This window comes from Paeniglutamicibacter terrestris (genome assembly GCF_012271785.1).
Lineage (GTDB): Bacteria > Actinomycetota > Actinomycetes > Actinomycetales > Micrococcaceae > Paeniglutamicibacter > Paeniglutamicibacter terrestris.
In genome coordinates, this window is record NZ_JAAWVT010000001.1 from 611,186 (window position 1) to 637,189 (window position 26,004).

Here is a 26,004-nt window from a genome sequence, read left to right on the forward strand (position 1 = left end):
TCTCGGCTGCTAGTGGATCACCCAGGTGATCAGGCCCAGCAGGGTGCAGACAACGGCCAGGAGGATGCCGAGCCGAGGGGCAATCCATGCGGTAACCTCCCCTTCGGTGGGCGGCGCCGCATCCGGGCCGGGGACTGCAGCGATGGGACTCAGAGCCATTTCGTAGGCCAGCAGGATCCGCGAGGGAGCCAGCATGGTGGCCATCGACGCGGTGACGTTGGAGACCGCGACGAGCTGCAGCACCGATGAGCCCATGGATGTGGCCGCCTGCGCCTGAGTTGCCGCGAGCATGGAGTTTGCCGCGGTGTTGGACCCGGAAATAAATCCGGCCAATCCGCTGAGGACCGGCCCCAGGACCAAGTACCCGGCACCTATTCCTGCCAGCGCCGCACCCAGTTCCCGGCCCATGCCGGTGGCCGCGAGCAGCGCGCCCAGGATGGTGAATCCACCGGTGGCGATTCCCACCGGAACCCAGCTGCGGTAGGCCAGGGATGCGCGGGCGCGCAGGCCGGAGGTTCCGCCGCCCAGGGAAGAGGAGCCGTATTGGGCGATGAAGCAGGCCACGATCAGCCAGATCCCGCCGCTGGTGAGTGCGCGCTTGAGCAGGGAGGACTCCATCGGTGAGCTGAGCGCGCGGGCCGCCAGCAGTCCCAGGGTGAGCACCGCATAGGGTAGCAATGCCACCGCTACCGCGCGTCCGGCCGGCACCAGCGACCCGCCGATCTTGAAGGCCAACAGGTGCACGACCAACACCAGTAGCGAGCCGACGATGCCCGCCGGCGGGGTGCCCATGAGCAAGTTGGCGACCAGGATTCCCGCGTTGAGCAGCACCGCGGCGCCCACTAAGTGCGCCAGCAGCCGACCGGGTTTGGGCGATTCCCCGCGCATCACGAGCCACGCGGCGATTCCCGCACCGAGCACCACCGGCAGGGTCAGCAGCGCGGAGCGGACACCCACGTCGAAGAGGGAAAGTCCGGCCAAATCCGCTGCCACCAGCGTTCCCGGGCCCAGCGCTCCCCAGGGAACGGCCACGAGTCCGAGCAGACTCAGGATCGCCGAGTGCTTCACCGAATGCCCCAGTTGCATCAGCAGCGGGACGCCCACGGTGACACCGATTCCGAACCCCGTCACCGACTCGGCGAAGGGAACCAGCCCGAAGATCACCAGCACGGTTCCAGCTTGTCGGTTTGAGGCGCTTTGGCGCAGCCAGCCTGAGATACGGTCCATGGCTCCGGTTTCGGCGGTGATGCGCGAGAGCAGCACGCCGCCGAAGAGGATCAGCAGCACTTCAAGAATGGTGGGGCCGAACATGGCTCCAGCCCGCAGGAGCTCTCCAACAGGAGTGGGGAAGAAAAAGATGGCTACGAGGACACCGGTGAGCAAGGAATAGACGGCCATCGTGGTGGCCTTTGTTCGGGCCAGAAACAGGGTCATGGCCACCACGATCGGGGAGGCGGCAGCCAATGCCAGCATGTTGGCGGTTCCTTTGTTCGGGGCACCGCTCGGGGATTCACGCGGCGTGTTCTGCTGCGATTGACGATACCGGGGCGTCGACGGAACAACGACTTAGTTGCGGCGCTTGGCCCTTACTGGCGACAAACGAGAACCGCCGCACATTTCACCAAGTGAATGTACGGCGGTTCCCGGGATCGGATTCAGTTTTTTGCTGCGGCCATGCCTAGGCGATACGGCGGGCCGGGGTCAGGTTCCTACCCAAGGCCAGGCCGAGTCCGGCCATGCCCACGCCCAGCGCGAAGTGCAGGACGTTATCTGCGGTGTTGACCGGGACGAAGTTTGCGGCACTGGCCTGGTCAATGAAGACTCCGTAGAAGCCCAAGATCAGGTAGACAATACCCCCGACAACCAAGAAGGTCTTTGCCGTTGCTGCGCTGCGCCACAGGGTGACTCCAAGGACACCGAAGAGTAGGTGGACAACGTTGTGAAGGACCGAGACCTGGAAGATGCCAAGCAACATTGAGCCGGAGTGGTGTCCGGCCATCCCTAGGTGTTCGGTATTGCTAGTGATGCCGGGAATGAATCCCAGGACACCAACCAGCAGAAATACCGCGCCGACGGCCAGTGCAACGTATTGCACTAGGGAACGGTGTGTGTTCGTGTGTGTCGAGGCCATGGTGGGCTCCTTGGGTTCCTGTCGATTTTCAACGCCGCTGCGTTGCTGACAGCAGATATTCGGAACCACTGTGCCGACGGATTGCCCGCGGGGTAAAGAATCTTTCGGTACGACTTAACCCTCGTTGATTTCGTCGTAATTGAGCCGGGCACGAATGATCTTTTCCGCATGCCCCTGCGCCCAGTCTCGAACGATTTCAAGGGGTCCCAGCAAGGTGGCACCGAGTTCGGTGAGTTCATATTCCACCCGCGGCGGCACCTCGGGATAAATCGTCCGGGTCAACAACCCGTCACGTTCTAGGGAGCGCAAGGTTTGGGTGAGAACCTTGGGTGTGACGCCGCCAATGTCCTGCCGTAGCGCTGAGAACCTGCGGGGTCCCGCTTCAAGGGCAAGGAACACCAACGGCGTCCACTTGTCCCCCATGCGCTGCATGATCGAGCGCGAGGGGCAGTCCGGGCTCATGACGTCAAAGGCCCGCTGCTCAGTATCCATGAGGTAACCATATTACGTTGAGGTACTCGATATCAATTGGATACTATTGTGACAACGAGGAAAGCAACCGCCGACTCGAACCGAAGCACCGCAGCGATATTAGAGGAGCAGAACATGAAGATTGCCGTATACGGAGCCACCGGAATGGTCGGTAGCCAGCTTGTCACCGAAGCCGCCAAGCGTGGCCACCAGGTCACAGCCGTCTCCCGCACCGGCCGCGAGGTTGCCGGAGCATCCTCGAACGCCGCCGCGCAGCTCGGGGACGCCGCTGCATACCGGGCCCTTGCCGCTGAAAATGATGTGGTTATCTTCTCGGTTCCGCCATCGCGCACCGGTGAATCCCACCAGCCTTTCATCGATGCCCACGAGGCAATCTCCGAGACCCTCGTGCCTGCACGCGTATTTATCGTCGGCGGTGCCGGCGCAACCGAGGTTGACGGCGTCCGTCTCTTCAACATCCCGGGCTTCCCCGAGGAGTACAAGCCAGAGGCCCGCACCATGGGTGAGGTCCTTGACCTCTACACCTCGGCCTCGGGCCTTGACTGGACCATGTTGGCACCGGCACCGGTCATCGCACCGGGTGAGCCGACTGGGAATATTGTCTTGGGCAACGATTCCCCCGCCGGAGATCACGTGAGCACCGGCGACTTCGCCGTTGCCGCACTGGATGAGATCGAGACTCCGGCGCACCAGCACCGCCGCTTCACCGTCGCCAGCGCCTAAGGATCACACAGGCGCTCGATGCGTCTTCGCACCTCAAGACGGGTGTGGCGGAACCCCAATCCGGGGTTGCGCCACACCCGTTGGCGCATCTGATCATTTTCACTGGCGTATGAGCCGAAGCACAAGTAGCTTCATCGATTCCGCCGCGGCGACTATGGTTGATTGCGGTGGTCGCCGCCGTGTGAATCGTGATCCTTAGTCACGAGGCAAATGGCTGAGCATTCCACTCCTAACATCACTTCATCGGTTCGCAGGAAGAAGTTCATGAATTACGTTCGCCCCAAGGCAACCAGACTATTCTCGGCCGCAGCGGCCGTAGCCGCAGCGCTTGTGCTCGCTGGCTGCGCCCCGGCTTCCCCGGCTCCCGAGTCCGGCAGCGAAGCCGGCACCCCGGTCACCGGCGGCACCCTGGTTTACGCCTCCGGCGATGCCGAACCCACCTGCCTAGATCCGCACGTGGGTGGCAACTATCCCCAAGCATTGGTCGCCTCTCAATATTTGGAGACGCTTTACACCAAGGACGCCTCCGGACAGCTGATCCCATGGCTCGCCGAAGACTCCACCGTCTCGGAAGATGGGCTGCTGCGTACCCTGAAGATCCGTGAGGGAATCAGTTTCACCGATGGCACTGCGCTTGACGCTGCCGCCGTGAAAGCGAACTTCGAGCATCTGTTAGATCCAGAGACAGCTTCTTCCACCGGTTTCCTTGCCTTGGGCAAGATCGCATCGATGAAGGTCGTTAACACCACGACGCTGGAACTCACGCTCTCGACCCCCGATAGCTCGTTGCTCGAATCCTTCTCCATGCCTTGGGTTGCGATCGAATCTCCGACCGCACTGAAGCGCAGCCAGGAAGATAACTGCGCAGCTCCGGTGGGAACAGGTCCGTTCAAGGTTGAATCCTGGAAGAAACAGGATGCGGTTAATCTGGTGCGCAACGCCGACTACGTCCAGCCGGTGGCCACCGAGGGACATGATGGCGCAGCCTACCTGGACGCCATCACTTGGCGCTTTATCCCCGAGGCAGCTACCCGCTACGCCGCATTGCAGTCCGGCGAGGTGCAGATTATCGACAACGCCCAGCCAGACACCATCGCCGCTGCGGCTAAAACTCAGACCATCAAGCACTTGGATGCCCCGCGTCCCGGAGCGTCGAACCGCATTGAGCTGAACTCCTCCAAGGCCCCGTTCAACGACGCATCGGTCCGCGAGGCCTTCATCCATGCGGTGAACGTGGATGCGAGCATCGATTCGCTCTTCTTCGGGACCGCGCCACGTTCCTATTCCCCGCTCTCCAGCGCCGAACCACTGGCCTACTCCGCGGAATCTCTCTTCGCTTATGACCCCGCCAAGGCTTCCGAACTCCTCGATGCGGCCGGCTGGAGTGAACGCGATGCCGAGGGCTACCGCGTTAAGGACGGCACTCGTCTGACTTTGACCTTCCCGGTCAGCACCAGCCAGTCGATCCCCGCCGAGCAATCACTCTTTGAGCAATTACAAGCTACCGCCAAGGAATCGGGCTTTGACGTCAAGATCAAGCTGCTTGACCTCTCCAGCTGGTACGGAGAATTGTTCAAGAATGACTACAACCTCGTCTCGGCCCCCTATACCAAGGTTGGCCCGAGCGTCTTGAGCGTGCTGTTCCACTCCGACTCCACGATTCCCGCACCATCTGGCTACTTTGCGAACCTGTCCCAGGTCAAGGACCCGAGCCTTGATGCGCTGTTAGACACTGCCGGTTCCACCAAGGATGAGGCAGAACGCAAGGATCTGTACTCGCAGGCCCAGAAGAAGGTGCTCGAGGGGTACTACCTCTTACCGCTGTATGACCAGCAGAACCACTTCCTTTATTCGGAAAAGCTGCGCAACGTCGGAGCCACCACAGCCGTAGCGACTCCTACCTTCTTTGATTCGTGGCTGGCTAACTAATCAGCTAGCGGAGACGGACCCCCATCCATGAGTACATCCACCATCTCGCGCCAGCGGTTAGCCCCGATTTTGGGGCGCACCGCTCGCTGGGTGCTGGGCAAGCTGGGTGGGGGCATCTTCGTGTTGTGGGCAGTGGCCACCGCGATCTTCTTTGGCATCCGCATGATTCCCGGAGACCCTGCCGAAGCGATCATGGGCGGACCAGGGTCCCAAGCCTCGGCCGAGGCATTGGCTGCTGCGCGCGCCGAATACGGTCTGGATCAGCCGCTCTACGTTCAGTACTTCTCGCAACTATGGCGCTTGGCCACCGGGGACATGGGTACCTCCTATTCGCTCAAGACCCCGGTGGCCGAGGTACTCGGTGAGCTGATTCCGCCCACCCTAGTCCTTGCGGTACTCGCCCTGGTGGTGGCCTGGGCGTTGGCGTTGGTATTGGCGGTACTCTCCACGCGCAGCGGTGCGGTGGGGACGGCCATCGCCTCGGGGCTGGAGATCGTTTCGGCAGCGGTACCGCATTTTTGGCTGGCCAGTGTGCTGATCATGCTCTTTGCCACGGCACTGGGCTGGCTCCCACCGGTAAGTACCAGCACGCCGGCAGGACTAGTTTTACCGGTGATCACCCTGGCCCTGCCGTTAGCTGGTTTCTTGGGTCAGGTCATGCGCGACACCATGGCCCGTGCCCAACGCTCGGCCTTTGCCCTCTCGGCGCGAGCTCGAGGTGAGTCGGAGATCGGAGTCCTGCTGCGCCATTCCCTGCGCCACGCAGCACTGCCGGGCATCGCGCTTTCCGGCTGGGCCTTCGGTTCCCTGCTCTCCGGTGCGGTAGTTGTTGAATCCATCTTCGCCCGCCCCGGGCTGGGACGTTCCCTGCTCTCGGCTGTCACCGCCCGAGACATTCCCCTAGTCACCGGCGTCGCGCTGATCTCGGCTGCCGCCTATGTGGTGATCATGGCTCTCTCGGATATCGCAGAACGCCTCGCCGACCCAAGAATCCAAGCTTCATGAGCACCCCGAAACCACAACTGAGTCTGGGCGATCCCCTGCTCACCCCACGCCCGGCGCCCCGCGCGCCTAGGGGTGGCGGCCGAATGCGGCGCATCGTTGCCCGGCTGCCGCTGATCATTTCGGCAGCCGTGTTGGCCTTTTTTGTCCTTTCGGCCATCGCACCGCAAATACTAGCCCCCTTTGATCCGCTGGCCATCAACCCCGTTGATGCGTTTTCCGGCCCCGGTGCCGGCCATCTGCTCGGCACCGACGAATCTGGGCGTGACATTTATTCACGGATCATCCATGGTTCCCGGGACTCGCTGCTCATCGGTGCCGCGGCCACGGCCATCGGACTTTTCCTGGCGCTGGTGCTGGGCACCATCGCCGGATTTGGTTCACGCTGGATGGACAGCTGGGTAGGACGCATCCTCGAAGTGCTGTTTTCGCTGCCCGGATTATTGCTGGCCTTGGTATTTATTGCGTTGGCCGGACCCGGCGTGGGGACCACCGTGGTGGCGGTGGGATTGACCACCGCACCGGGTTATGCGCGGATGATCCGTGTGCAGATTATTGCGCTGCGCTCCTCCCCCATGGTGGAGGCCGCCACGGTGCTTGGCCGCTCCCCGGCGCGTATCCTCACCACGCATATCCTGCCCAATGCACTGGCCCCGATTGCTGTGCTGGGCACCTTGGGATTGGGCCAGGCGGTCGTCTGGGCTGCGTCGCTGAGCTTCTTGGGACTTGGCTCACCGCCACCGGCACCCGAATGGGGAGCCATGCTCTCCGCCGGTCGCACCTACTTGGCATTGGCCTGGTGGATGACGTTCTTCCCCGGTCTGGCGATCGTGCTGGTGGCAGCCGCCTCCACCGTGCTTTCCCGTACCCTCAGCGCAGGAGCCAAACGATGAGCAATCCGACTCCGATCCTTCAGGTCAAAAAGCTCTCCGTGGCCTTCGGCAATTCCGAAGTCGTCTCCGACGTCTCTTTCACGCTTACCCCCGGCGAATGTCTGGCGTTGGTGGGTGAATCGGGGTCTGGAAAATCTGTCACCGCGCGTTCGCTCATCGGGTTGGCGGGTCCCGGGTCCACGGTGCACGCAGAGAGTCTGGAAATCGGTGGACGAGATGTTCGAGGTCTCAGCCAACGCGCTTGGCGCACGATTCGCGGCGCTCAGGTTGGATTCATCCTGCAGGATGCGCTGAGCTCACTGGATCCGTTGCGGCTCGTTGGCAAGGAAATTGATGATGCCCTGCGCCTGCATTCCACGGGTTCCGGGTCACAACGGGCGGCACGTGTTGTTCAACTGCTTGAATCGGTGGGTCTGGATGACCCCGTGACCAGAGCCGGACAACGCTCCGGGGAACTATCCGGTGGCATGCGCCAGCGTGCCCTGATTGCCTCCGCGATTGCCCTTGACCCGATGTTGATCATTGCCGATGAGCCGACCACAGCGTTAGACGCAACGATTGCCGCCGCGGTGCTGGATCTGTTGGGAACGTTGCGTAACTCCGGCTCGGCCATGCTCTTGATTAGTCACGACCTTGCGGCCGTGGCTTCCGTCGCCGATTCCATCGCGGTGATGCAGGACGGGCGCATCGTTGAGTATGGCTCCCGGGATCAGATTCTTTATGACCCGCAGCATCCCTATACCCGGGCTCTGTTGGCCGCAGTTCCCGCCGGCAAGCCCCGCTTCACCAAGCTATCCCCCACAGTCCCGGCCAACAGCTCACCGGTTCTCCGCGCACCGGAAGCGACTCCGGATCTGACCTCCGTAGAGCACTCACCGGTATTAGTCGCACGGGGCCTGTCCAAAAGCTTTGCCGTTGACGGGGCTGATTCCTTCCCTGCGGTGTCACATGTGGACTTTGAGCTACACCCCGGGCAGACGCTGGGAGTGGTGGGCGAATCGGGTTCGGGCAAAACCACCACGGCACGCATGGCACTGGGACTGTTGGCACCGGATAGCGGAACCGTGACACTTTTTGGTGAGCCCTGGTCGTCAATTCCCGAGGCTCAGCGCCGCGCACGCCGCTCCTCCTTGGGCGCCATCTATCAGGATCCGTTGGCCTCCTTCGACCCGCGACTATCGACCGGCGCGTTGTTGGCGGACGCGTTGAGTCAGGGCAGCACGCGCAATCCCCGCAACTATCGGGACAAGATCGCCGAGCTGCTGGACATGGTGGGCTTAGATCCGGTGCTCGCTTCGCGGAACCCCACAACGCTCTCCGGAGGGCAGCGTCAGCGGCTGGCGATCGCCCGCGCCCTGGCTCCAAATCCCCGGGTGCTGATCTGTGATGAGCCGGTTTCCGCCCTTGACGTTTCCGTGCAGGCCCAGGTCCTCGACCTACTGGATGAGTTACAGCAACGTCTGGGGCTGAGCTACCTCTTGATCTCCCACGATCTGTCGGTCATCCGGCACATGAGCGATCAGGTGGTGGTGATGCGTGCCGGTGCGGTGATGGAATCGGGAGCCACCGAGTTGGTGTTCAGCAACCCTCAACACGAATACACGCGTTCATTGCTCGCCGCAGCGCCAACGATGGTGCCCGGCCGCTCAGCCTAAGCCCCGGCAGCTATGGGGAAGCACGTTGTCGTGGTCGGGCACCGCCTTGAATTCAGGCTCTGGGCCCTGGGATCAGATCCATTAAGTCGCGGCCAGCGAATGCTCCAGCAGCTCGCGCAGCGCGCCACGATCCACTCCCGTCAACCGTGTGAGATACAGGCAGACCTTTGAGGCTCGGTATTTGCCGAGCCGAGCGAGCAACTCGGGCCAGCGCTCGGAGAAATCGTTGACCAGGTAGATGGTGTGCTGTTTGGGCCCCGGGGCGAAGGCGAGCAAGGGAGCTACTCCCCCATGTCCGCTCTCATAGCGGTACGCGCATTCGCCGAATCCAATGATGCGCCCGGCCCATACAACAGGCTTTTCATTGCTGATCTCACTAAAGAGCGCAAGTAGTTCCTCGGCTTCCGTACGCCGTGGACCCGTGGCGCGGTCCAGGACCGACGCAACTGGCCGGTCCGATGGCGACATAACCGGTGGTTTCGTTGCCATGACGTTCCTCGCTATCGTGCTGGGTATCCCCAGCGTACAACCGTAGGACAAGATCCGAGGTGGGAGCGTCCCCGAACCCCGGCACCACCACGATTCAGTGGCAAAAGTACGAACTTCGGCTCATCGACGTTTTGTCGAGGGTGTGGGAACCACCGCCGGTACCTTCCCAGCAGTGGTTTTCACTGTGCGGCGTCCCCGGCCCACGCTCAGCAGCAGGTACACCGCGGTGCCCGCCAGCACACCCCAGAACGGGGAGACAATGCCCAGCGGCGCGATGCCCGAGGCGGTGATAATCAGGGTGACAACTGCAGCCTCAATGCTAGCGGGACCGTGCGAACCGGTATCGAGCATGTCCAGCATCGACCCCTGCAAGGCGCCGAGCAGCGCCACCCCGGCCATGGCAGTAATCAGCTCGCCGGGAACCGCGGCAAAGAGGTCAAGGATCGTGGCACTGAACAGCCCAAAACCAATGAAGAACAAACCTCCAGCAGCCCCCGCGATGTAGCGCTTGGCCGGGTCCTCGTGAGCCTCGCGCCCGCAACAGATACCGGCGGTAATGGCGGCGAGGTTGATGGCATGGGATCCAAACGGCGCAAAGATCACGCTGGCCACGCAGGTTCCGGTGAGTAACAGCCGGTCATTGGGCGCATAACCGCTGGTACGCATCATGACCAGCCCCGGCCCGTTTTGTCCGGCCATGGTCACAATCAGCAGTGGGATTGAAATGCCCATGATGGCCTGGATCGAGAACGTGGGCACGGTGAACAGCGGAACCGTCACGGCCAATGACAGCTCGGGGCTCTGGGCCTGCCCGGCGATCATGGATAAGACAACACCCACCACGAGGGCTCCGGGCACCGCGTATTTGGGGAATAGGCGCCGGCCAGCAAAGTATGCGACCACCAGACCGCCGGCCACCAGTGGGGAGGCCAGAACCGCTCCGGTGACATTGAGGACAAATGGCAGCAGGACCCCGGCCAATACTGCGGCCAAGATCGGGCGCGGAACGGCCGCCAATAAGCGCCCAAAGAGCCCACTGAGGCTCAACACCAGGCCCAGCAAACCGGCCACAATGTAGGCTCCGATGGCGTCGGAGAATTCATAGTCCCCCAGCACCGTCAGTAACAAGGCGGAGCCCGGTACCGACCAGGCCACCACGACGGGTTGACGAGTAAAAAGGCTGAGCACCAAACCGACGATTCCACTGCCCACCGAGACCGCCCATACCCACGAGGCCGTTTGGTCCGAATTCAGTCCCGCCCGTTGGGCCGCCTGAATAATGACCAGCATCGGCCCGGCATAAGAAACGGCCACGGCAATAAATCCAGCACAGATCGCACTGATCGAAACATCCCCAAGCACCCCAGGAAGATGCACCCCGGACCGATTGGTCTGATCTGCCGCATGGTGACTCTTGGGCACGCCGGTGGCCGCCTTTCAGGTGGTGGGAAGACGGCAGCGCTTTAGCCGGGGGTAAGCCCTGCGGCAGGGAAAAAACCGTCGAAATGCTCACGATACGGGGACAAATGGCCTCTGACAAATATCTAGAAGAGTGTGATTGATATGCCCAAGGAATCAATGGAATAGGCCCTAGGTCAACCCTAGGCATATACCCAGTGTGAGGTCACGCACATGCTGACATGGTGTATCTCATGGTTTCGCCACCCACCGGGTGGACCAGGGCGCTTGCGCCCCCTACGAAGGATGGAGCACTCCATGACAGAAATACTTGATACCGTCTCGACCCTGCTTGATGATGCACTCGTTGACAGCCCGGAGACCGGAGTCTTCCGCGCCAACCGAAATATCTTCACCGACGAAGAGATTTTCGAACTCGAGATGAAGCACATCTGGGAGGGCAACTGGATTTACCTGGCCCACGAGTCCCAGATCCCCAACATCGGCGACTACTTCACGACCAACATCGGCCGCCAGCCGATCGTGATCTCACGCAACAAGGAAGGCGTGCTCAACGCCCTCATCAACGCGTGCAGCCACCGTGGCGCCATGCTCTGCCGCCGCAAGACGGATAACCGCACCACTTTCACTTGCCCGTTCCACGGTTGGACCTTCAACAACTCCGGCAAGCTGCTCAAGGTCAAGGACTCCCGCGGCGCCGGCTACCCGGAGGGCTTCAACAAGGACGGCTCGCACGACTTGACCAAGGTCGCTCGTTTTGAGTCTTACCGCGGTTTCCTCTTCGGCTCGCTGAACGCCGACGTCAAGCCGCTGACCGAGCACCTGGGCGAGTCCACCAAGATCATGGACATGATCGTGGACCAGTCCCCGGACGGCCTTGAGGTTCTGCGCGGCTCCTCCACCTACACCTACGACGGCAACTGGAAGCTTCAGGCCGAAAACGGCGCCGACGGTTACCACGTCTCGGCTACCCACTGGAACTACGCAGCCACCCAGGCCCGCCGTGCCTCCGGCGAATCGTCCAACGAAACCAAGACCATGGACGCCGGCGGCTGGGACAAGCAGGAAGGTGGCTACTACTCCTTCGAGAACGGCCACCTGCTGCTCTGGACCGAATGGCTGGACCCGGCCAACCGCCCGCTGGCCGAAAAGCGCGACGAGCTGGTCGCCGCCCACGGTGAGGCCAAGGCCGACTGGATGATCGGTGTCTCGCGGAACCTCTGCCTGTACCCGAACGTGTACCTGATGGATCAGTTCTCCTCGCAGATCCGCGTCTTCCGCCCGGTGGCAGTGGACAAGACCGAGGTCACCATCTACTGCATCGCCCCGGTCGGCGAATCCGACGAGGCTCGCGCCAACCGCATCCGCCAGTACGAGGACTTCTTCAACGCCTCGGGCATGGCCACACCGGATGACCTGGAGGAATTCCGTTCCTGCCAGAAGACCTACATGGCCACCGCCGCCAAGTGGAACGACCTCTCCCGAGGCCAGGCACACCAGATCACCGGTGCCGACGATAACGCCAAGAAGATCGGCCTGGAGCCCATCTCCTCCGGTGCCCGCACCGAGGACGAGGGCCTGTACCCGATCCAGCACGGTTACTGGCTGAACACCATGCGTCAGGCCGTTGCCGCCGAGGCCGCATCCACCACCACCGGCACCACCGAACAGGGGAACCACCATGACTGCAACCACTAACGACATCCTCACCACGGTCACCACCGGTGCCGGTGAGCTCAGCATCGAAGAGATCAAGCAGTTCCTCTTCCGCGAGGCACGCTTCCTAGATGACCGCGACTTCGATCGCTGGATTGACTGCTACCACCCCGAGGCCACCTTCTGGATGCCGGCCTGGGCCGATGACGACAAGCTCACCGAGGACCCGCAGCGCGAGATCTCGCTGATCTTCTACCCGAACCGCGGTGGCATCGAGGACCGCGTCTTCCGTATCAAGACCGACCGTTCCTCGGCCACGTCGCTGCCGGAGCCACGCACCGGGCACAACATCTCCAATGTGGAGATCGTGTCGGTTGACGGTGACAAGGTTGATATTCGCTTCAACTGGTTCACGCTGTACTACCGCTACCAGAACGTCGATACCTACTTCGGCACCTCGTACTACACCATCGATTACTCCGGCACCCAGCCGGTCATCATGGCCAAGAAGGTCGTTTTGAAAAACGACTACATCCACCACGTGGTGGATATTTACCACATCTAGTGCCCACGCGGCCCATTACGTGGGCCCAACGGTTCGCCCGGTGCGGGAGCAACGACGCTCTCGCACCACGGCGCTACGCACCAACTGCTGCGTTCCCCCAGCCCCCATTTCTTGAAAAGAGCCCCCTCATGACCTACCAGGTTGCCCTCGCTTTCGAGGACGGTATCACCAGGTTCATCAAAGTTGGACCCCGTGAAACCGTCGCCGACGCCTCCTACAAGGCACGGATCAATATCCCGCTGGACTGCCGCGACGGCGCCTGCGGTACCTGCAAGGCTTTCTGCGAATCCGGCAAGTTCGACGGCGGTGACTACATCGAGGAAGCACTGACCGACGACGAAGCCGAAAAGGGCTTCTGCCTCCCGTGCCAGATGGTCCCGGAATCGGACCTCGTGCTGCAGATCCCCACCACCTCGGATGTCGCCAAGACGACCGCCACCACCTACTCCTCGACGCTGACCGAGATCCGCCGTCTCTCCGAAACGACCTACGCGTTTAACCTCGAGATCGAGAACCGCGACGAGCTCTCCTTCCTGCCCGGCCAGTACGTGAACATCGAAGTTCCCGGCTCCAATGGTCAGACCCGCTCGTACTCCTTCAGCTCCGGCCCGGACATCTCCACCCTCTCCTTCCTGATCCGCATCACCGACGGCGGACTGATGTCCACCTACATGCGCGACGTTGCGGCAGTTGGGGATACGATCAACTTCACCGGGCCGATGGGTAGCTTCTTCCTGCGTGATCCCAAGCGCACGTCGCTGCTACTCGCCGGCGGCACCGGACTGGCCCCGCTGCTGGCCATCTTGGAAAAGCTCTCGGGCATGGAGACTCCCCACCCGACCCACCTGATCTACGGCGTCAACACCGACACCGACCTGGTTGAGCTTGATGTGCTTGAGAACTACAAGTCGCGCATCACCGGCTTCACCTTCGACACCGTGGTCGGAGACCCGAACAGCGCCGCGGAAAAGAAGGGCTACGTCACCAACCACTTCGAGCCGCACCACCTGGCCGAGGGCGACGTGGATATCTACCTTTGCGGTCCCCCGCCGATGGTTGAGGGCGTCCGCCGCCACCTCGAGGCCGAGGGCCTGAAGCCACAAAACTTCTACTTCGAGAAGTTCGCGCTGGCCGTGACCCCCGCCGCAACCGACGCCCCGGCCGCAGAAGCCGCCGCCGAGGCGCCTGCAACGGTCACCGAAGCGGCTCCCGCGTCCTTGCCGGCCTACGAAATCGGCGAAGAGCACGCCTCGTTCGAGGCGCAGTTCGACGCCCGCATGGCCCTGGAATTGGCCATCGTGGAACTGACCATGGGCAAGCTGACGCCCGAACAGCTTGTTGAGTTCAAGGTCCTGGCCGAGTTGGCCGGCAAGACCTTAGATGGCGAGAAGTTTGTCAGCTCCGAGGCCTTCACCGTCACCAACGAGGCCTTCCACCAGTTCCTGTTCAAATGCGTTGGCAACGAACACCTGCTCCAGGCGTACAACCGCCTCGAGGTTCCTGCCATCATGGCCAAGGTATTGCGCCAGGAGCACTGGATTGACGGAGCCGTCGACGCCGATCACCTGGCCATCGTTTCCGCGTTCGAGAATCAGGATCTGGCCGAAGCCCGCAAGGCGATCATCTCCCACAACGAGCATGCCAAGGCCACCATGGCAGCCGCTTCCAAGAACCCCATCGCATGAGCACGCAAGAGCAGGGCGTGAACGTAACGGCAGAGGCAGGATTACCGCTTTCCTTCCATGCGGACCGCTTCGCTTCCAAGGTTGTCCTGATCACCGGTGCCGCACAGGGCATCGGCTGGGCAGTGGCTCGGCGGATCGCTGCCGAGGGTGGATCGCTGGTTTTAGTGGACCGCTCCCCGTTGGTCCACGACGTGGCCGAGGGATTGCGTAGCCACGGTGTCAGTGCCCTGAGCGTGACGGCCGACCTCGAGGTCTTTGAGGGCGCGTTGTCGGCGGTGAGCGCCGCGGTGAACGAGTATGGCCGCATTGATGTGCTGATCAACAACGTTGGCGGCACCATCTGGGCCAAGCCGTTTGAGCACTACTCCCCGGAGGAAATCGGCAAGGAGATCCAGCGTTCGCTCTTCCCGACCCTGTGGATGTGCCGTGCGGCGTTCCCCGAAATGATCAAGGCCTCATCCGGCACCATCGTGAACGTTTCATCGGTGGCAACCCGCGGACTCAACCGGGTCCCGTATGCCGGAGCCAAGGGTGGGGTTAAGGCCATCACCTCGGCCCTGGCCATGGAGGGGGCAGCCCACGGAATCCGTGTGGTGGCCACCGCGCCCGGCGGCACCGAAGCACCCGAACGCCAAGTCAAGCGCGGTCCCTCCCCCGAGGGCGAGCAGGAGAAGGCCTGGTACCAGCAGATCGTGGACCAGACCATCAATTCCACCCTGCTCAAGCGCTACGGAACCCTCGACGAACAGGCAGGTCCCATCGCGTTCCTAGCCTCCGATGAGGCCTCCTACATCACCGGCAGCACCTTGCCGGTGGCAGGCGGGGACCTCGGCTAGAGCCGTTCCCCCTTTATTACCCTGACGTTCGGGGCGGCACACCCGCCGCCCCGAACAGGTTCCACCCCTTGCAGTTCCACGGTCAGTGACCCGAATTTCCTTAGGTCACGGCTAACACCCCCGCAAGCCATAATTTGCGGTACTTGTTCGTGCCCAAAAACCGCACACCGTCGTGCGCACTGGGCCCATAAGTTAAACGGAGCACATCGTGAAATCACCGCAGTCAAGCGCCACCCTGAAGCAAAAAACCACCGTCCACTGGGTCGTCACCATCGCGGCGATCGCCCTGATCTTTGATGGATACGATCTGGTTGTCTACGGCACCGTCGTCTCGACCTTGCTCAACGACCCAACCCAGCTCGGCGCGATCGGCCCGGCCACGGCGGGCCTACTGGGCAGCTGGGCACTCTTTGGTGTCATGGTCGGTGCTCTGGTGACCGGCGCGATCGGTGACTACCTCGGCCGCCGCAAAATCATGATTGCGGGCATCATCTGGTTCTCCGTGGGTATGGCGCTGACGTCCTTGGCCACCACTGTCACGGCCTTTGGCGGCCTGCGCTTCTTCACCGGCCTCGGCGTCGGGGCCTTGGTTGCCACCGCCGGTGCCGTTGTTGCCGAATTCGCCCCCAAGGGCAAGCGCAACTACTACAACGCCATCGTGTACTCCGGTGTCCCGGTGGGCGGCGTCTTGGCCTCCTTGCTGGCCATCGTACTGCTGGACCACGTCGGCTGGCGCGGGCTTTTCCTCATCGGTGCAACTCCTTTGCTCTTCCTGCTGCCAATGGCTTTGGTGAAGCTGCCCGAGTCTCCCGAATGGCTCATGGCCCGCGGCCGCACCGAGCAAGCCCAGGCCGTTTCGCTGCGCACCGGTGTCCCGATCATCGCTCCCGCCTCGACCGGTGGCGCCCATGTTTTGGCGCCGGTGGTCCCCGAGACGAAGATCGGTTTCCGTGCCCTGGCTTCCAAGAAGTACGCCCTGCCCACTCTGCTGCTGGGCCTGATGAGCTTCGCCGGCTTGATGCTGACCTATGGCCTGAACACCTGGTTGCCGCAGATCATGTCCACCTTCGGCTACGGCAAGTCCTACTCACTGGCCTTCCTGCTGGTGCTTAATGCCGGTGCCGTCTTTGGCGGATTGATTGCCTCCGTGGGTGCCGACCGTGTTGGTGCCAAGCGCGTGGTTTCCACAACGTTCTTCTTGGCCGCGGTGGCCATGGTCATGCTGACGCTGCACCTACCCTTCGGCATCCTGCTGGCCTTGGTGGCCGTGGCGGGCGTGGGTACCATCGGCACCCAGGTGCTGATCTACGGGTTTGTATCTAACTACTACAACGCCGCCGCACGCGGCGCCGGTGTGGCCTGGTGTGCCGGATTCGGCCGTCTCGGTGGCATCTTCGGACCATTGATTGGCGGGCTGCTGATTGCCGCGGGAGTGCAGAACCACATCGCCTTCTACGTCTTTGCAGCGGTTGCTATTGTTGGTGCACTGGTGACAGCCTTTGTGCCGCTGCGCAATTCCGAAACCCATTTGGCGACGCTCGCCGCGGAATCGGCTACTGTCGCAAAATAAGTACCACGTCCCGAGGTTGAACCCCGGCGATCAGGGGGCCGCGTGAACGTCGTTGTTCACGCGGCCCCGGCTATTTACATTGAAAGGTTGGTAGTCGCGGATCCATGGATCAACAACGAGCAACGGCGCTTTTGGCTCGATTGCTGCAGTCTGCCGAAGGTGGAGCGCCTCAACTGGTGGTGGTGCAGGGCCCCTCGGGGTGCGGCAAAAGCACCACGGTGCGGCGCTTCATGGAAAACAACAAGCACGTGGCGTCCTTCTCCTCCGCCGGCGCGCGTTGGGAACAAGACCTGCCAGGATCCGCCCTGCAGGAAATGCTTGATACCTCTAACATCGCCGAGGGAGTGTCACTTCCCGAGCGACTGATGGCCTTCCTCAAGGCCGTGGGTAAGCGCCCGGGTATCTTCCTGGTGGAAAACCTGCAGTGGGCCGATACCCATTCCCTCGCTGCCTTGCTCTTCGCCTGGCGTCGACTGCGTGGTGAACGCGTACTGCTGATTCTCACCCTCCGACAGGAGGATGCCGCGTTCCTGCCGCCCGGCGCCGAGGAACTGATTAGGACGCCCAACAGCACCACCCTTGAGTTGGATCCGCCCAGCCCCGCGGCACTAAAGGAAATTTCCAATACCCGGCTCGGCGTGGAACTTTCCGCCGCCGCCGCCGATCAGCTGGCCACCTATACCGGCGGCAATATCCATACCGTCCTGAACCTCATTCGGGAAAATCCTGACGAAACATGGAACCACCTCAACCATCGTTTTCCGGCTCCCCGGGCGCTCAGCGCCGAAGCCGCCACGCGATTAAGCGGTGTCTCCGACGCCGCCCGTTCGCTGATCGAGGCGGCCGCCATACTTCAACCCGGAGTCAGGCTGGACGCCGTGGTGGATCTCACCAAAGCGGATGACCCCTTGCCGCTGGTTGAAGAATGTGTGGCCTCCGGATTGGTATCGGTGGCCGGCAGCGGTGGGAACCTCACGCTGGTGTTCCCCGGTCCTCTAGAACAGATGGCCATTTATCATCTGATCCCACTCTCGCGGCGACTAGCCTTGCACGGCGCCGCGGCAACCCTGAGCGACGACGAGGGCGAGGCCCTGGCTCACCGCGCCGATGCCACCTTGCTCTCTGACCCGGCGCTGTCGCACCAGCTGGAACTTTATGCGGAAAAGCAGTCGCGGAAGAGCGCATGGGCAGCTGCAGCAGTTGCCCTGCATCGGGCCGCCAGCCTGGAGCCCGAGCCTACACAACGCGAACCGCTTTTTCTGCGGGCAGTGGATGCCACGGTGGCAGCCGGCGATTTGCCCAGCGCTCTGGCCTTCTCCGACGAGCTGGCAAGCCTACCGGCCAGCCCCGAACGCGATCTACTATCCGGGTACATTGCCATCCTCCAGGGCCGAGCCAACACCGCCGACCGCTGGCTCACCAGCTCGTGGACAGGTGCCAAGGAATCCTCGTTAACCAGAATCATGGCGACCGTCGCCCAACGCCGAGTCCTTCATTCCCTGTGCAAGCTCGACGGTCGTCTCTTATCCAGCTGGGCGGCAAAAACTCGGGAACTCGCCCCGACCGGAAGCACCGTGGCCGTGGAGGCCTCCGTGATTCACGGTCTGGGCTTGGGCATGCTGGGCCAAAGCCGGGAGGGCGAGGAAATGCTCGCCAACCTACTGAAAACCCTGCCCACCGGAGCCCAGCGCCAACGCGCCGAAATGGCCATGGGTTGGTTACATATCGCCGGGGATCAAATAGAACTGGCTCGCCATGAATTAGCCAGTTCCAGCTCCACGGATTACTCCGAGGGTTCCCACCGCATTGCCCTGTGGGCCAGGGGTTGGCTGGCCCGAGCCGAATTTTCCGCCGGCGATTGGGATCAGGCTTTGGAAACGGTGCGAGCTGGCGTCCTGATTCAGGAGCGCTCCGGAATCGAATTGGTCAGCCCCTTGCTGCACCACACCGCTGTCCTGATCCACTCCATGCGCGGGGAACGCGAAGAGGTCGAGGCCCATCTGGCCAAGGCCTGGGCACGGACCGGAAGCTACGAAGTCATGCAGGTGCCCTACCGCATGGCTAGGGCGGCGGCGGCCAGGGCCAGAGCCGACTATGACGAAGTGCTCCTGGCACTCGAACCCATGCTGACCTTTGACCGTACTGGGGGCATTGACGAACCCGGTTTCTGGCCATGGCAGGACACCTACGCCGATGCGCTGGTACGCAAGGACCGATTGGAGGAAGCAGAGGCGTTCCTGGATCCGTTTGAGGAGGTGGCCCGCCAATGCAAGCACCGTTCCTCCGTGGCACGGTGTTTGGTGGTGCGTGGTCAGATCTGTGGCGCGCGCGGTGACCAGAACGGTGCACGCGCCGCCTTCGAGGAGGCCCTGGCCTTGTTGCAGGGCCTCACGCTTCCGGTCTTGCGGGCCCACGTGGAGTACGCCTATGGGCAATCCCTGCGCAGGTCTGGGAAACGCGCGGATGCTGCGGGTCCACTGACCCGGGCACTGGCTGGTTTCACGCAATTGGGCGCTGCCATCTACATCGATCGCTGCAACCGAGAGTTACAAGCGACGGGCATCAGCGTTCCGCGCCGCGATCCGGCCGATTGGTCATCGCTCACCTCCCAGGAAAAGGCCGTCGCCGATCTTGTCTGCGCCGGGGCCAGCAATAAAAAGGCCGCTGAGGAGCTGTTCATCGGCGCCAAGACGGTCCAGTACCACCTGACCAGGATCTACGCGAAGCTCGGGGTCAGCTCACGCACCGAGCTTGCCGCACGGTACCGGGATAACGAGCGCTAGGATCCAACTAACTTAGGTCCCCAGAATCGTGCGGACCTAAGTTAGTTGGCGTAAATGACTTCCACTCTGCGGTTGGCCGCGAAGCTCGCCGGGTCTTTGGGGTCCTCGCGAACGGCAGGTTGGGTGGCGGCCAGTCCCGCGACCTTCGGCTTCAGGTCGGGGCGCACCTTCTTCAGCACGGACGATACGGCCTTGGCCCTGTCGGTGGATAGTGCCTTGTTGTCTATCGACCCTTTGACGGAGTCCGTGTGCCCGTTGACCTCAACTTCTGCTCCCTTGGGTACTTTGCTCAGCAGCGATTCCACCTTGGCGGAGGCGCTGGCCGGAAGCGTCGAACTATCCGGGGTGAAAAGGATGTCCGTCGCGAGGCTGATGGTTGTCTCACCATCCTTGGTCTCGACCTGTTCGACGGCTTTCACCGACGTAGCCGGATCCCAGACCTGGACGCTGGAGGCCGGGTCCCAAACCGTCACGGAGCGAGCCAGCATCTCGCTCGTTGGCTCGGGCAGGTCTTGCGCGTCAACCCCGGTGGCTTGGGCCGCAGGAATCTGCAATCCAAGAGCAGCAATCAGCATTCCGGTCGCCACTAGTCGTCCAAGTTCAGTGATCATCGCGTCACCGGGACGTCGGCGAACTCCGCCATCGAATCGATAACGCGCACGTCAAAGGTTTCATTTTCATCCTCGGGAGCCGCATAAACACCCCACCAAATGATGGGCTCGTGATTAGTGGTCCGGTTATTCACGACTTCCGCCGACCAGGTCCGACCCGGTGCGGAAATTAGCGAGTATTCCTTGAGATTTTCTCGATCGACAAGGGTCGGTTTCGGCGACGTCATCCCGAACATATCGTAGATCGAGATGTCGGAGGAATCACTGGAGGAGGCGAAATCCGGGGTGAGGACAAATTGGAGTGTCATGGTTTTTCCCTCCACGGTCAGGGACTGAATGCCCACATTGACCTTGTCTTTAGACCCGGGGACCGTAAACTCCTGGGTGGCGATAACGTTCTCGGTATCGACCTTGATCACCGGTGCATCTGTTCCATTCCCGGAGGCTTGTGCGGCTGAGGACACCGTACCTCCTTCGGTGGCCGTGGCGCTTGTTGCAGGCTCCCCCGTTGGAGAGCTGCAACCGGTCAGCACGGACAGGGTGAGGATGCCTGCCACACAGAGTGGGAAGGTCCGTTGCATAATGACTCCAAAGGGTCTCAGGTTCGACAGCCAGCGTTTCCGTTGCTGACGCATCGAAAACTTGATACCGCCCATCATTCCGGATTATCGACCAAATGGCTATATTGCGACATGTCATCCATGCGAGCTCCATGACGGCCGTGCTACCGATGCCTCGTGCCGCTCCACGGCCCCAGACATGCATCCATCAGGACCGCTGCGCTTAGTGACAAACGGCGGCAACCCAGCTCGACGTTGAGGCTGGATCCCGCTATTCATCAGTTGGACCACTGCGGACCGCCCGGGTAGACGCCCGAGTGCTGCGCCATGAATATGCAATACAAAGACCAGAGGCTCAAGTCAGCGTCGTTGTTGACTTGAGCCTCTGGTCGGGTGTCCGTGCTGCTTGGGACGAAAGTTTTAGGCGGCAAGCATTGAGGTGAAGTGTTCGCTGGACTGCAGTGTGGGTTGCGAAAGTTCGCGCTCCATTTCGGGCATCCAACCGGTCCAGGCCCAGTGGTTCGATTCTTGGACGGTGTCAGCGGTGGCTCGCAAGTTGGTCGCGGACCGGTGTTCTCCTGCGGTCTTTCGCCGTGTTGAGATAAACATGGTGTTCTCCTTTGTGGCCAAGTAGTGCATGGATTGATCAATTGAGGTGTTAGGTGCTTCGCTCCCTTGAGGAACGCGGCTCGGGGGTGTTATGGGATCAACGGCTGAAAAGTCTTGGCGCCGGCGAACCAACTTCCATCCCGACGGATTTCCAGAGGCTCACCCATTCGGTGGAACGCGCCCTCGTGGAAGAGCAGAGGGTCCGCTTGTCCCACCGTGAGCGAGCAAACTTCGCCGACCACAATGATGTGGTCGCCGCCGTCATAGTTGTTCCATGCCCGGCATTCCAACGTGGCTGCGTTGCCTACCAGTACCGGCACTTTTCCGTTGAACAACCATTGGGGCTCGTCCTCGCCTGCGTCGCCGGCGAAGTGCTTGGCGATCCCTAGTTGGTCCGCCGAAAGGATGTTGATGGCGAAAGCCGACCCATCTAAGTGCTTGGCCGCTCGTGAGCTGCGCGTCAAGGTGATCTGCGCCAGCGGCGGATCCAGCGACACCGCGACGAACGCAGTCACCATGGCCCCGTAGGGGTTGCCGTCGGTCCCCTGGGTGGTCACTATCGTGACGCCGCTGGCAAACTGACCAAAGGCGCTATGCAGATCGCTCGTGTTCAACGGGCTCAACATGGTTTCCTGGGACATTTCGGGTTCACTTTCACGTAGAGGTACCGGGAGACAAAGGTGATTGAGGCCTTGCCTTGGTACCCGGCAGCGACGCCGCGCGCGGCATCACCGGTAGTGCGGTGGTACGACAACGGCGGGGTCCCCGGATAATATCCGTGGAGCCCCGCCGTAACGAGGTGGTGAGGACCTACTTGGCTTCGGGGTCAAGCACGAAGTCGTAAGTGGTCTGCACGCCGGAGCCTTCGGTGGCTGGCTTGATTTCGAGCAGCAGTTCCGGCTTCACCGCGGTCGCGATGTCGTCGTCGTTGTGCGCGTCGCCCGGGAAGTACAGCTGGGCGGTGAGCAGCTCGTGGCCCGGGGCCGAGACCTTCAGGTGCAAGTGGGCCGGACGCCAGGCGTGCCACCCGGCGGCGGCGATCAGCTGACCGCAGGCGCCGTCGGTCGGGATCTGGTACGGGGCCGGCTGCATGGTGTCGATGTGGAAGTTGCCTTCCTCGTCGGCGATGAAGCTGCCGCGCAGGTTCCATTCCGGGATGTTCGGGGCGAACTGCGAGTAGAAGCCGTCTTCGTCGGCATGCCACAGTTCGACCTTGGCGTTAGACAGCGGGCTGCCGTCGGTGCTGCGGACCTGGCCCTGGAAGAGCAGCGGGGTGCCCTTCTCGTCGTCGCGCATCTCGATCTTGGCCGGGGACTTCTTCTCCGGTGCTTCGGGGATGTAGTACGGGCCCTCGATGGAGCCCTTGTTGCCCTCGCGGTGGTCGGTAGCGACTTCCTCAACGGAGTGCTCGAGCCATACGTCCATGAACAGCGGCCATTCGCCGTCTTCGCCGACCTGGATCAGCCATGCCTTCAGTGCGTTGAACTCGTCGTAGCTCACGCGCTCTTCGAGAACGATGTCATTGGCGGCCTTGATCAGCTTGCTTGCCAAGAGATTGACGCGCTCGACATCGGCGGCGATGGAGGTGGTCTTTCCGGACTGACGGAAACGGTCGGTGGCTGCGTTGCCTGAGGCGGCTGCGCTGGCGGTGGTTTCGGTGCTCACGAGTTACTCCTTCTATCTCCTACTGGAGGGGTGTTGATGCGCTGGTTCGATGTCACATGATGCGGTGATGACTGTCACAGCGACTTGTTATGCATTCAATCTATGCCCCTTATTGAGAAGAGGGAAATACTTTTTTCGGCTCTATTCATATGGAAAACATCCTAGTCGGCCCTCCACGGAGGCCGTGTCCATCAAATAAACATTCGACGCGGAATTCTCTGTCCGTAGCGGGCAAAAATGGCCGTGGGCCGCATCGTGATGATGCGACCCACGGCCATGGTGCTCTCGCGACGATCGTGTCGCCGGGCCGTCTAACGGATCGAGTTAGGGTGCTTAGCCAGCGGCGTGATCTTGATCTTCATGTAGGCGTACATCGGGAAGCCACTGAGAATCTGGTGCAGTTCGTCATTGGACTCAACGTCAAAGATCGAGTGGTTGGCATATTCGCCAACGATGCGCCAGATGCCAGCCATCTTGCCGCTGCGCTGGAGGCCACCTGAGTATTCCTTCTCACGAGCAGTAAAATCTGTGATCTGCTCTTGCGTCAGGTGGGCCGGAAAAGTTACGTCCATGCGGGCGAGGAATATCATTGCGTCTCCTGTGAGGGCTTCGAGGTAGGAATTTCTAGTTCTGACGGTAACGGGCGAGCTTGGCTTCATCGATGCCAGCGCCGACACCTGGCACGTTGCGCACCGAAATGCGGCCGCCACTGATGCGGATGGGGTCGGCCAAGAGGTCATCTGCCATGTCCAAGAAGTTGGACAGCTCACCGGCACGGCGGGTGGTGGCCTCGTGGGCGGCGCCAAAGGTGACGGTAGCCAACGAACCAACCTGCGTGTCGATCTGGTTTCCCATGGTGACGTCCACACCTAGACCGGTGCATAAGCCCAGAATCTCTGTCGCCTCGGTGAATCCACTGCGGGCGGTCTTGATGCAGATGGCGTTCGAGCCGCCGGAAAGCAGTTCGCGTGAAACGTCTCCCGCGGTGGGCACCGATTCATCGCCCACGATCGGGATCGGGGAATTCTCCACGAGTCGACGGCGACTCATGGCTTCCTTCGCATCGCAGGGCTCTTCCAGAGCGGTCAGCCCCAGACCCTCGGTGCGGCGCAGCACCTCCATGGCCTCATTGGCGCTCCAACCGCGGTTGGCATCTAGATACAGCTCAACCTCGTCGCCAAGTCCAGCGCGCAAGACGTGGCAGGCCTCAATGTCTAGGGTCAACGGGCGACGCCCCACCTTCAGCTTGAAGGTGGTGATCCCATACTGCTCGCCAAAGCGCAGCGCTTCGTCGAGCAGTTCTTGGGCCGGTCGGAAACCGAGCATGTGTGAAACGCGCATCGAGTCGGTGTAGCCACCGAGCAGTTTGTGAACCGGGGTGCCCAGTGCCTTACCCATCAGGTCCCACAGCGCGATGTCCAGCGCACCCTTAGCCACCTGGTTGTGAATCGTGCGGGCCATGATTTCGTGAATCTTGCCGCGGTCAAAGGGATCCAATCCAATGATCTGCGGAGCAAAAATGCTCTCGATAATGGTGATGATTGATGCTTGGGTTTCGCCATAGGTGTACGGACGCGGCGGTGCGTCTGCCTCCCCGACGATTCCCTCGTCGGTGTGGATCCGCACCAGAACATGTTCGGCGTCAGTGACCTGACCGCTAGCGAATTTCAGCGCATGGTTATAGGGAATCGAATAGGGAATCGCTTCTATGCGTAGGATCTTCACGCCGGGTTTCCTTCCGTGGGGGCTGGAGCCTCAAAGAGGTCCAAGAACTTTTTCAGCAGGGCAGTTTCGTTATCTGTTTTCCAGGCGACAGCAAGATCGACCGCCGGCGCGTTGCGCAACTGGCGGAAGACGATGCCCTGAAGCGCGAACATGCGCCGTGCGGTGGGGACCAAGGCAACACCCATCCCTGCCGCGACGAATGACAACAGGGTCGAGGTTTCCTGGGTTTCTTGAACAATGTGGGGGCTGAAACCCGCCTGACGGCAGGCCTCTGTGGAGATGGTGTTAACAGCGGAGGTCAGCGGGTAGGTAATAAAGGGTTCCTCGGCGAGGTCCGAGAGATCCAGCAACCCTCGAGAGGCCAGCTCGTGATCTTCGGGAAGGGCAACCACGAGTTCGTCCTTTTCCAAGAACTTCAGGCTCAGTTGGTTTGAACGGATCGGTGGGCGCAACACTGCGACATCCACACGTTGTTCTTCCAAAGCGATTTCCATCTCGGGGGTGAGCATCTCCCCCTGAACGTTCAGGCGCAAACCGGGCATGTGAACCCGGGCGGCTTGCACGATCATGGGCATCAATCTGTAGGTGGCGGTGCCGGAAACCCCGACCCGCAGCACCCCGCTGGCACCCTGGCCCACGAGCTTCACGTCTTGTTCGAGCTTATCGATCTCGGCCAGCAGTAGCCGAGCTCTAGCCAAGAGCAATTCACCGGCCGCGGTGAGGTCAACCTTGCGGGTGGTGCGGACCAGCAGCTGTGTACCCAGCTGTTCCTCGAGCCCCTTGATTTGCTGGGAGAGCGGGGGCTGAGCCATGTGCAAACGTTGAGCAGCGCGGCCGAAGTGCCTTTCCTCGGCCACGGCAATGAAGTAACGCATTTGACGTACTTCCACGTCGTCCACCCTCCGGTCGTGGGACACGGATGTGCACCACTGCCAGATTAGGACGCAAAGATTACTTATGGGAAATACATGTTCCGGCTCGATTAGGAGCTTTTAAGTATTAGTCG

24 protein-coding genes are annotated in these 26,004 nt (G+C 61.6%); 11 read left to right on the forward strand and 13 right to left on the reverse strand.

The window, feature by feature from the left end; genetic code table 11:
* Window positions 1-9: 9 nt before the first annotated feature.
* From HED64_RS02790 to HED64_RS02800, 3 genes are all read right to left on the reverse strand, one after another.
* Complete coding sequence (locus tag HED64_RS02790) at window positions 10-1,473, reverse strand: L-lactate permease (protein WP_168150562.1); 1,464 nt, start codon at window positions 1,471-1,473, stop codon at window positions 10-12.
* A 205-nt stretch (window positions 1,474-1,678) separates the two neighbouring features.
* On the reverse strand, window positions 1,679-2,131 hold the full coding sequence (locus HED64_RS02795; protein WP_168150563.1) for a DUF4383 domain-containing protein: 453 nt from the start codon (window positions 2,129-2,131) through the stop codon (window positions 1,679-1,681).
* Window positions 2,132-2,245: 114 nt separating this feature from the next.
* Window positions 2,246-2,623 carry a winged helix-turn-helix transcriptional regulator gene (locus HED64_RS02800; RefSeq protein ID WP_168150564.1) on the reverse strand — a complete coding sequence of 126 codons (378 nt, stop codon included), beginning with the start codon at window positions 2,621-2,623 and terminating at the stop codon, window positions 2,246-2,248.
* 114 nt (window positions 2,624-2,737) lie between these two features.
* Here HED64_RS02800 and HED64_RS02805 point away from each other — a divergent pair, with 114 nt between their 5' ends.
* From HED64_RS02805 to HED64_RS02825, 5 genes are all read left to right on the forward strand, one after another.
* Entirely contained in the window at window positions 2,738-3,346 is a 609-nt protein-coding gene (locus tag HED64_RS02805) for an NAD(P)-dependent oxidoreductase (protein ID WP_168150565.1), read from the forward strand.
* Between the two features lie 264 nt (window positions 3,347-3,610).
* Window positions 3,611-5,275, forward strand: a complete 1,665-nt coding sequence (locus HED64_RS02810) for an ABC transporter substrate-binding protein (RefSeq protein WP_168150566.1) — start codon at window positions 3,611-3,613, stop codon at window positions 5,273-5,275.
* Window positions 5,276-5,302: 27 nt separating this feature from the next.
* The gene (locus tag HED64_RS02815; protein ID WP_168150567.1) at window positions 5,303-6,280 is read left to right on the forward strand and encodes an ABC transporter permease; all 978 of its coding nucleotides are present in this window, start codon (window positions 5,303-5,305) and stop codon (window positions 6,278-6,280) included.
* Complete coding sequence (locus HED64_RS02820; RefSeq protein ID WP_168150568.1) at window positions 6,277-7,170, forward strand: ABC transporter permease; 894 nt, start codon at window positions 6,277-6,279, stop codon at window positions 7,168-7,170. The genes HED64_RS02815 and HED64_RS02820 overlap by 4 nt, the downstream gene beginning before the upstream one ends.
* Window positions 7,167-8,825, forward strand: coding sequence for a dipeptide ABC transporter ATP-binding protein (locus HED64_RS02825; protein WP_168150569.1), 1,659 nt, complete (start codon window positions 7,167-7,169; stop codon window positions 8,823-8,825). Before HED64_RS02820 ends, HED64_RS02825 begins: the two co-directional genes overlap by 4 nt.
* Before the next feature lie 81 nt (window positions 8,826-8,906).
* Here the strand turns inward: HED64_RS02825 and HED64_RS02830 are convergent, their stop codons facing one another.
* Both HED64_RS02830 and HED64_RS02835 read right to left on the reverse strand, forming a co-directional pair.
* Complete coding sequence (locus tag HED64_RS02830) at window positions 8,907-9,314, reverse strand: DUF1801 domain-containing protein (RefSeq protein WP_168150570.1); 408 nt, start codon at window positions 9,312-9,314, stop codon at window positions 8,907-8,909.
* A 120-nt stretch (window positions 9,315-9,434) separates the two neighbouring features.
* Window positions 9,435-10,736, reverse strand: a complete 1,302-nt coding sequence (locus HED64_RS02835) for a benzoate/H(+) symporter BenE family transporter (protein WP_342590636.1) — start codon at window positions 10,734-10,736, stop codon at window positions 9,435-9,437.
* 294 nt (window positions 10,737-11,030) lie between these two features.
* Here HED64_RS02835 and benA point away from each other — a divergent pair, with 294 nt between their 5' ends.
* From benA to HED64_RS02865, 6 genes are all read left to right on the forward strand, one after another.
* Complete coding sequence (gene benA, locus HED64_RS02840) at window positions 11,031-12,431, forward strand: benzoate 1,2-dioxygenase large subunit (protein WP_168150571.1); 1,401 nt, start codon at window positions 11,031-11,033, stop codon at window positions 12,429-12,431.
* Window positions 12,415-12,954, forward strand: coding sequence for a benzoate 1,2-dioxygenase small subunit (benB, locus tag HED64_RS02845; protein ID WP_132359800.1), 540 nt, complete (start codon window positions 12,415-12,417; stop codon window positions 12,952-12,954). Before benA ends, benB begins: the two co-directional genes overlap by 17 nt.
* 128 nt (window positions 12,955-13,082) lie before the next feature.
* Entirely contained in the window at window positions 13,083-14,639 is a 1,557-nt protein-coding gene (gene benC / locus HED64_RS02850) for a benzoate 1,2-dioxygenase electron transfer component BenC (protein WP_168150572.1), read from the forward strand.
* Complete coding sequence (locus HED64_RS02855) at window positions 14,636-15,475, forward strand: 1,6-dihydroxycyclohexa-2,4-diene-1-carboxylate dehydrogenase (protein ID WP_168150573.1); 840 nt, start codon at window positions 14,636-14,638, stop codon at window positions 15,473-15,475. The genes benC and HED64_RS02855 overlap by 4 nt, the downstream gene beginning before the upstream one ends.
* A gap of 208 nt (window positions 15,476-15,683) precedes the next feature.
* The gene (locus tag HED64_RS02860; RefSeq protein ID WP_255557104.1) at window positions 15,684-17,045 is read left to right on the forward strand and encodes an MFS transporter; all 1,362 of its coding nucleotides are present in this window, start codon (window positions 15,684-15,686) and stop codon (window positions 17,043-17,045) included.
* A gap of 104 nt (window positions 17,046-17,149) precedes the next feature.
* Entirely contained in the window at window positions 17,150-19,828 is a 2,679-nt protein-coding gene (locus HED64_RS02865) for a helix-turn-helix transcriptional regulator (protein WP_168150574.1), read from the forward strand.
* A gap of 41 nt (window positions 19,829-19,869) precedes the next feature.
* On the opposite strand, the gene HED64_RS02870 is transcribed toward HED64_RS02865, so the two are convergent.
* The 8 genes from HED64_RS02870 to HED64_RS02905 form a co-directional block, all read right to left on the reverse strand.
* Window positions 19,870-20,439 (reverse strand): OmpA family protein, encoded by a 570-nt coding sequence (locus HED64_RS02870; RefSeq protein ID WP_168150575.1) that lies wholly within the window; start codon window positions 20,437-20,439, stop codon window positions 19,870-19,872.
* Window positions 20,436-20,903, reverse strand: a complete 468-nt coding sequence (locus HED64_RS02875) for a hypothetical protein (protein WP_168150576.1) — start codon at window positions 20,901-20,903, stop codon at window positions 20,436-20,438. Before HED64_RS02875 ends, HED64_RS02870 begins: the two co-directional genes overlap by 4 nt.
* Window positions 20,904-21,419: 516 nt before the next feature.
* Entirely contained in the window at window positions 21,420-21,608 is a 189-nt protein-coding gene (locus HED64_RS02880) for a hypothetical protein (RefSeq protein WP_132359812.1), read from the reverse strand.
* 89 nt (window positions 21,609-21,697) lie between these two features.
* The gene (locus tag HED64_RS02885; RefSeq protein ID WP_132359814.1) at window positions 21,698-22,249 is read right to left on the reverse strand and encodes a flavin reductase family protein; all 552 of its coding nucleotides are present in this window, start codon (window positions 22,247-22,249) and stop codon (window positions 21,698-21,700) included.
* Window positions 22,250-22,418: 169 nt separating this feature from the next.
* Window positions 22,419-23,273 carry a catechol 1,2-dioxygenase gene (gene catA / locus HED64_RS02890; protein WP_132359816.1) on the reverse strand — a complete coding sequence of 285 codons (855 nt, stop codon included), beginning with the start codon at window positions 23,271-23,273 and terminating at the stop codon, window positions 22,419-22,421.
* A 311-nt stretch (window positions 23,274-23,584) separates the two neighbouring features.
* Entirely contained in the window at window positions 23,585-23,863 is a 279-nt protein-coding gene (gene catC / locus HED64_RS02895; protein WP_132359818.1) for a muconolactone Delta-isomerase, read from the reverse strand.
* Window positions 23,864-23,897: 34 nt separating this feature from the next.
* Window positions 23,898-24,998, reverse strand: a complete 1,101-nt coding sequence (locus HED64_RS02900) for an enolase C-terminal domain-like protein (RefSeq protein ID WP_168150577.1) — start codon at window positions 24,996-24,998, stop codon at window positions 23,898-23,900.
* Window positions 24,995-25,888 carry a LysR substrate-binding domain-containing protein gene (locus tag HED64_RS02905; protein ID WP_342590637.1) on the reverse strand — a complete coding sequence of 298 codons (894 nt, stop codon included), beginning with the start codon at window positions 25,886-25,888 and terminating at the stop codon, window positions 24,995-24,997. The genes HED64_RS02900 and HED64_RS02905 overlap by 4 nt, the downstream gene beginning before the upstream one ends.
* Window positions 25,889-26,004: the final 116 nt, after the last annotated feature.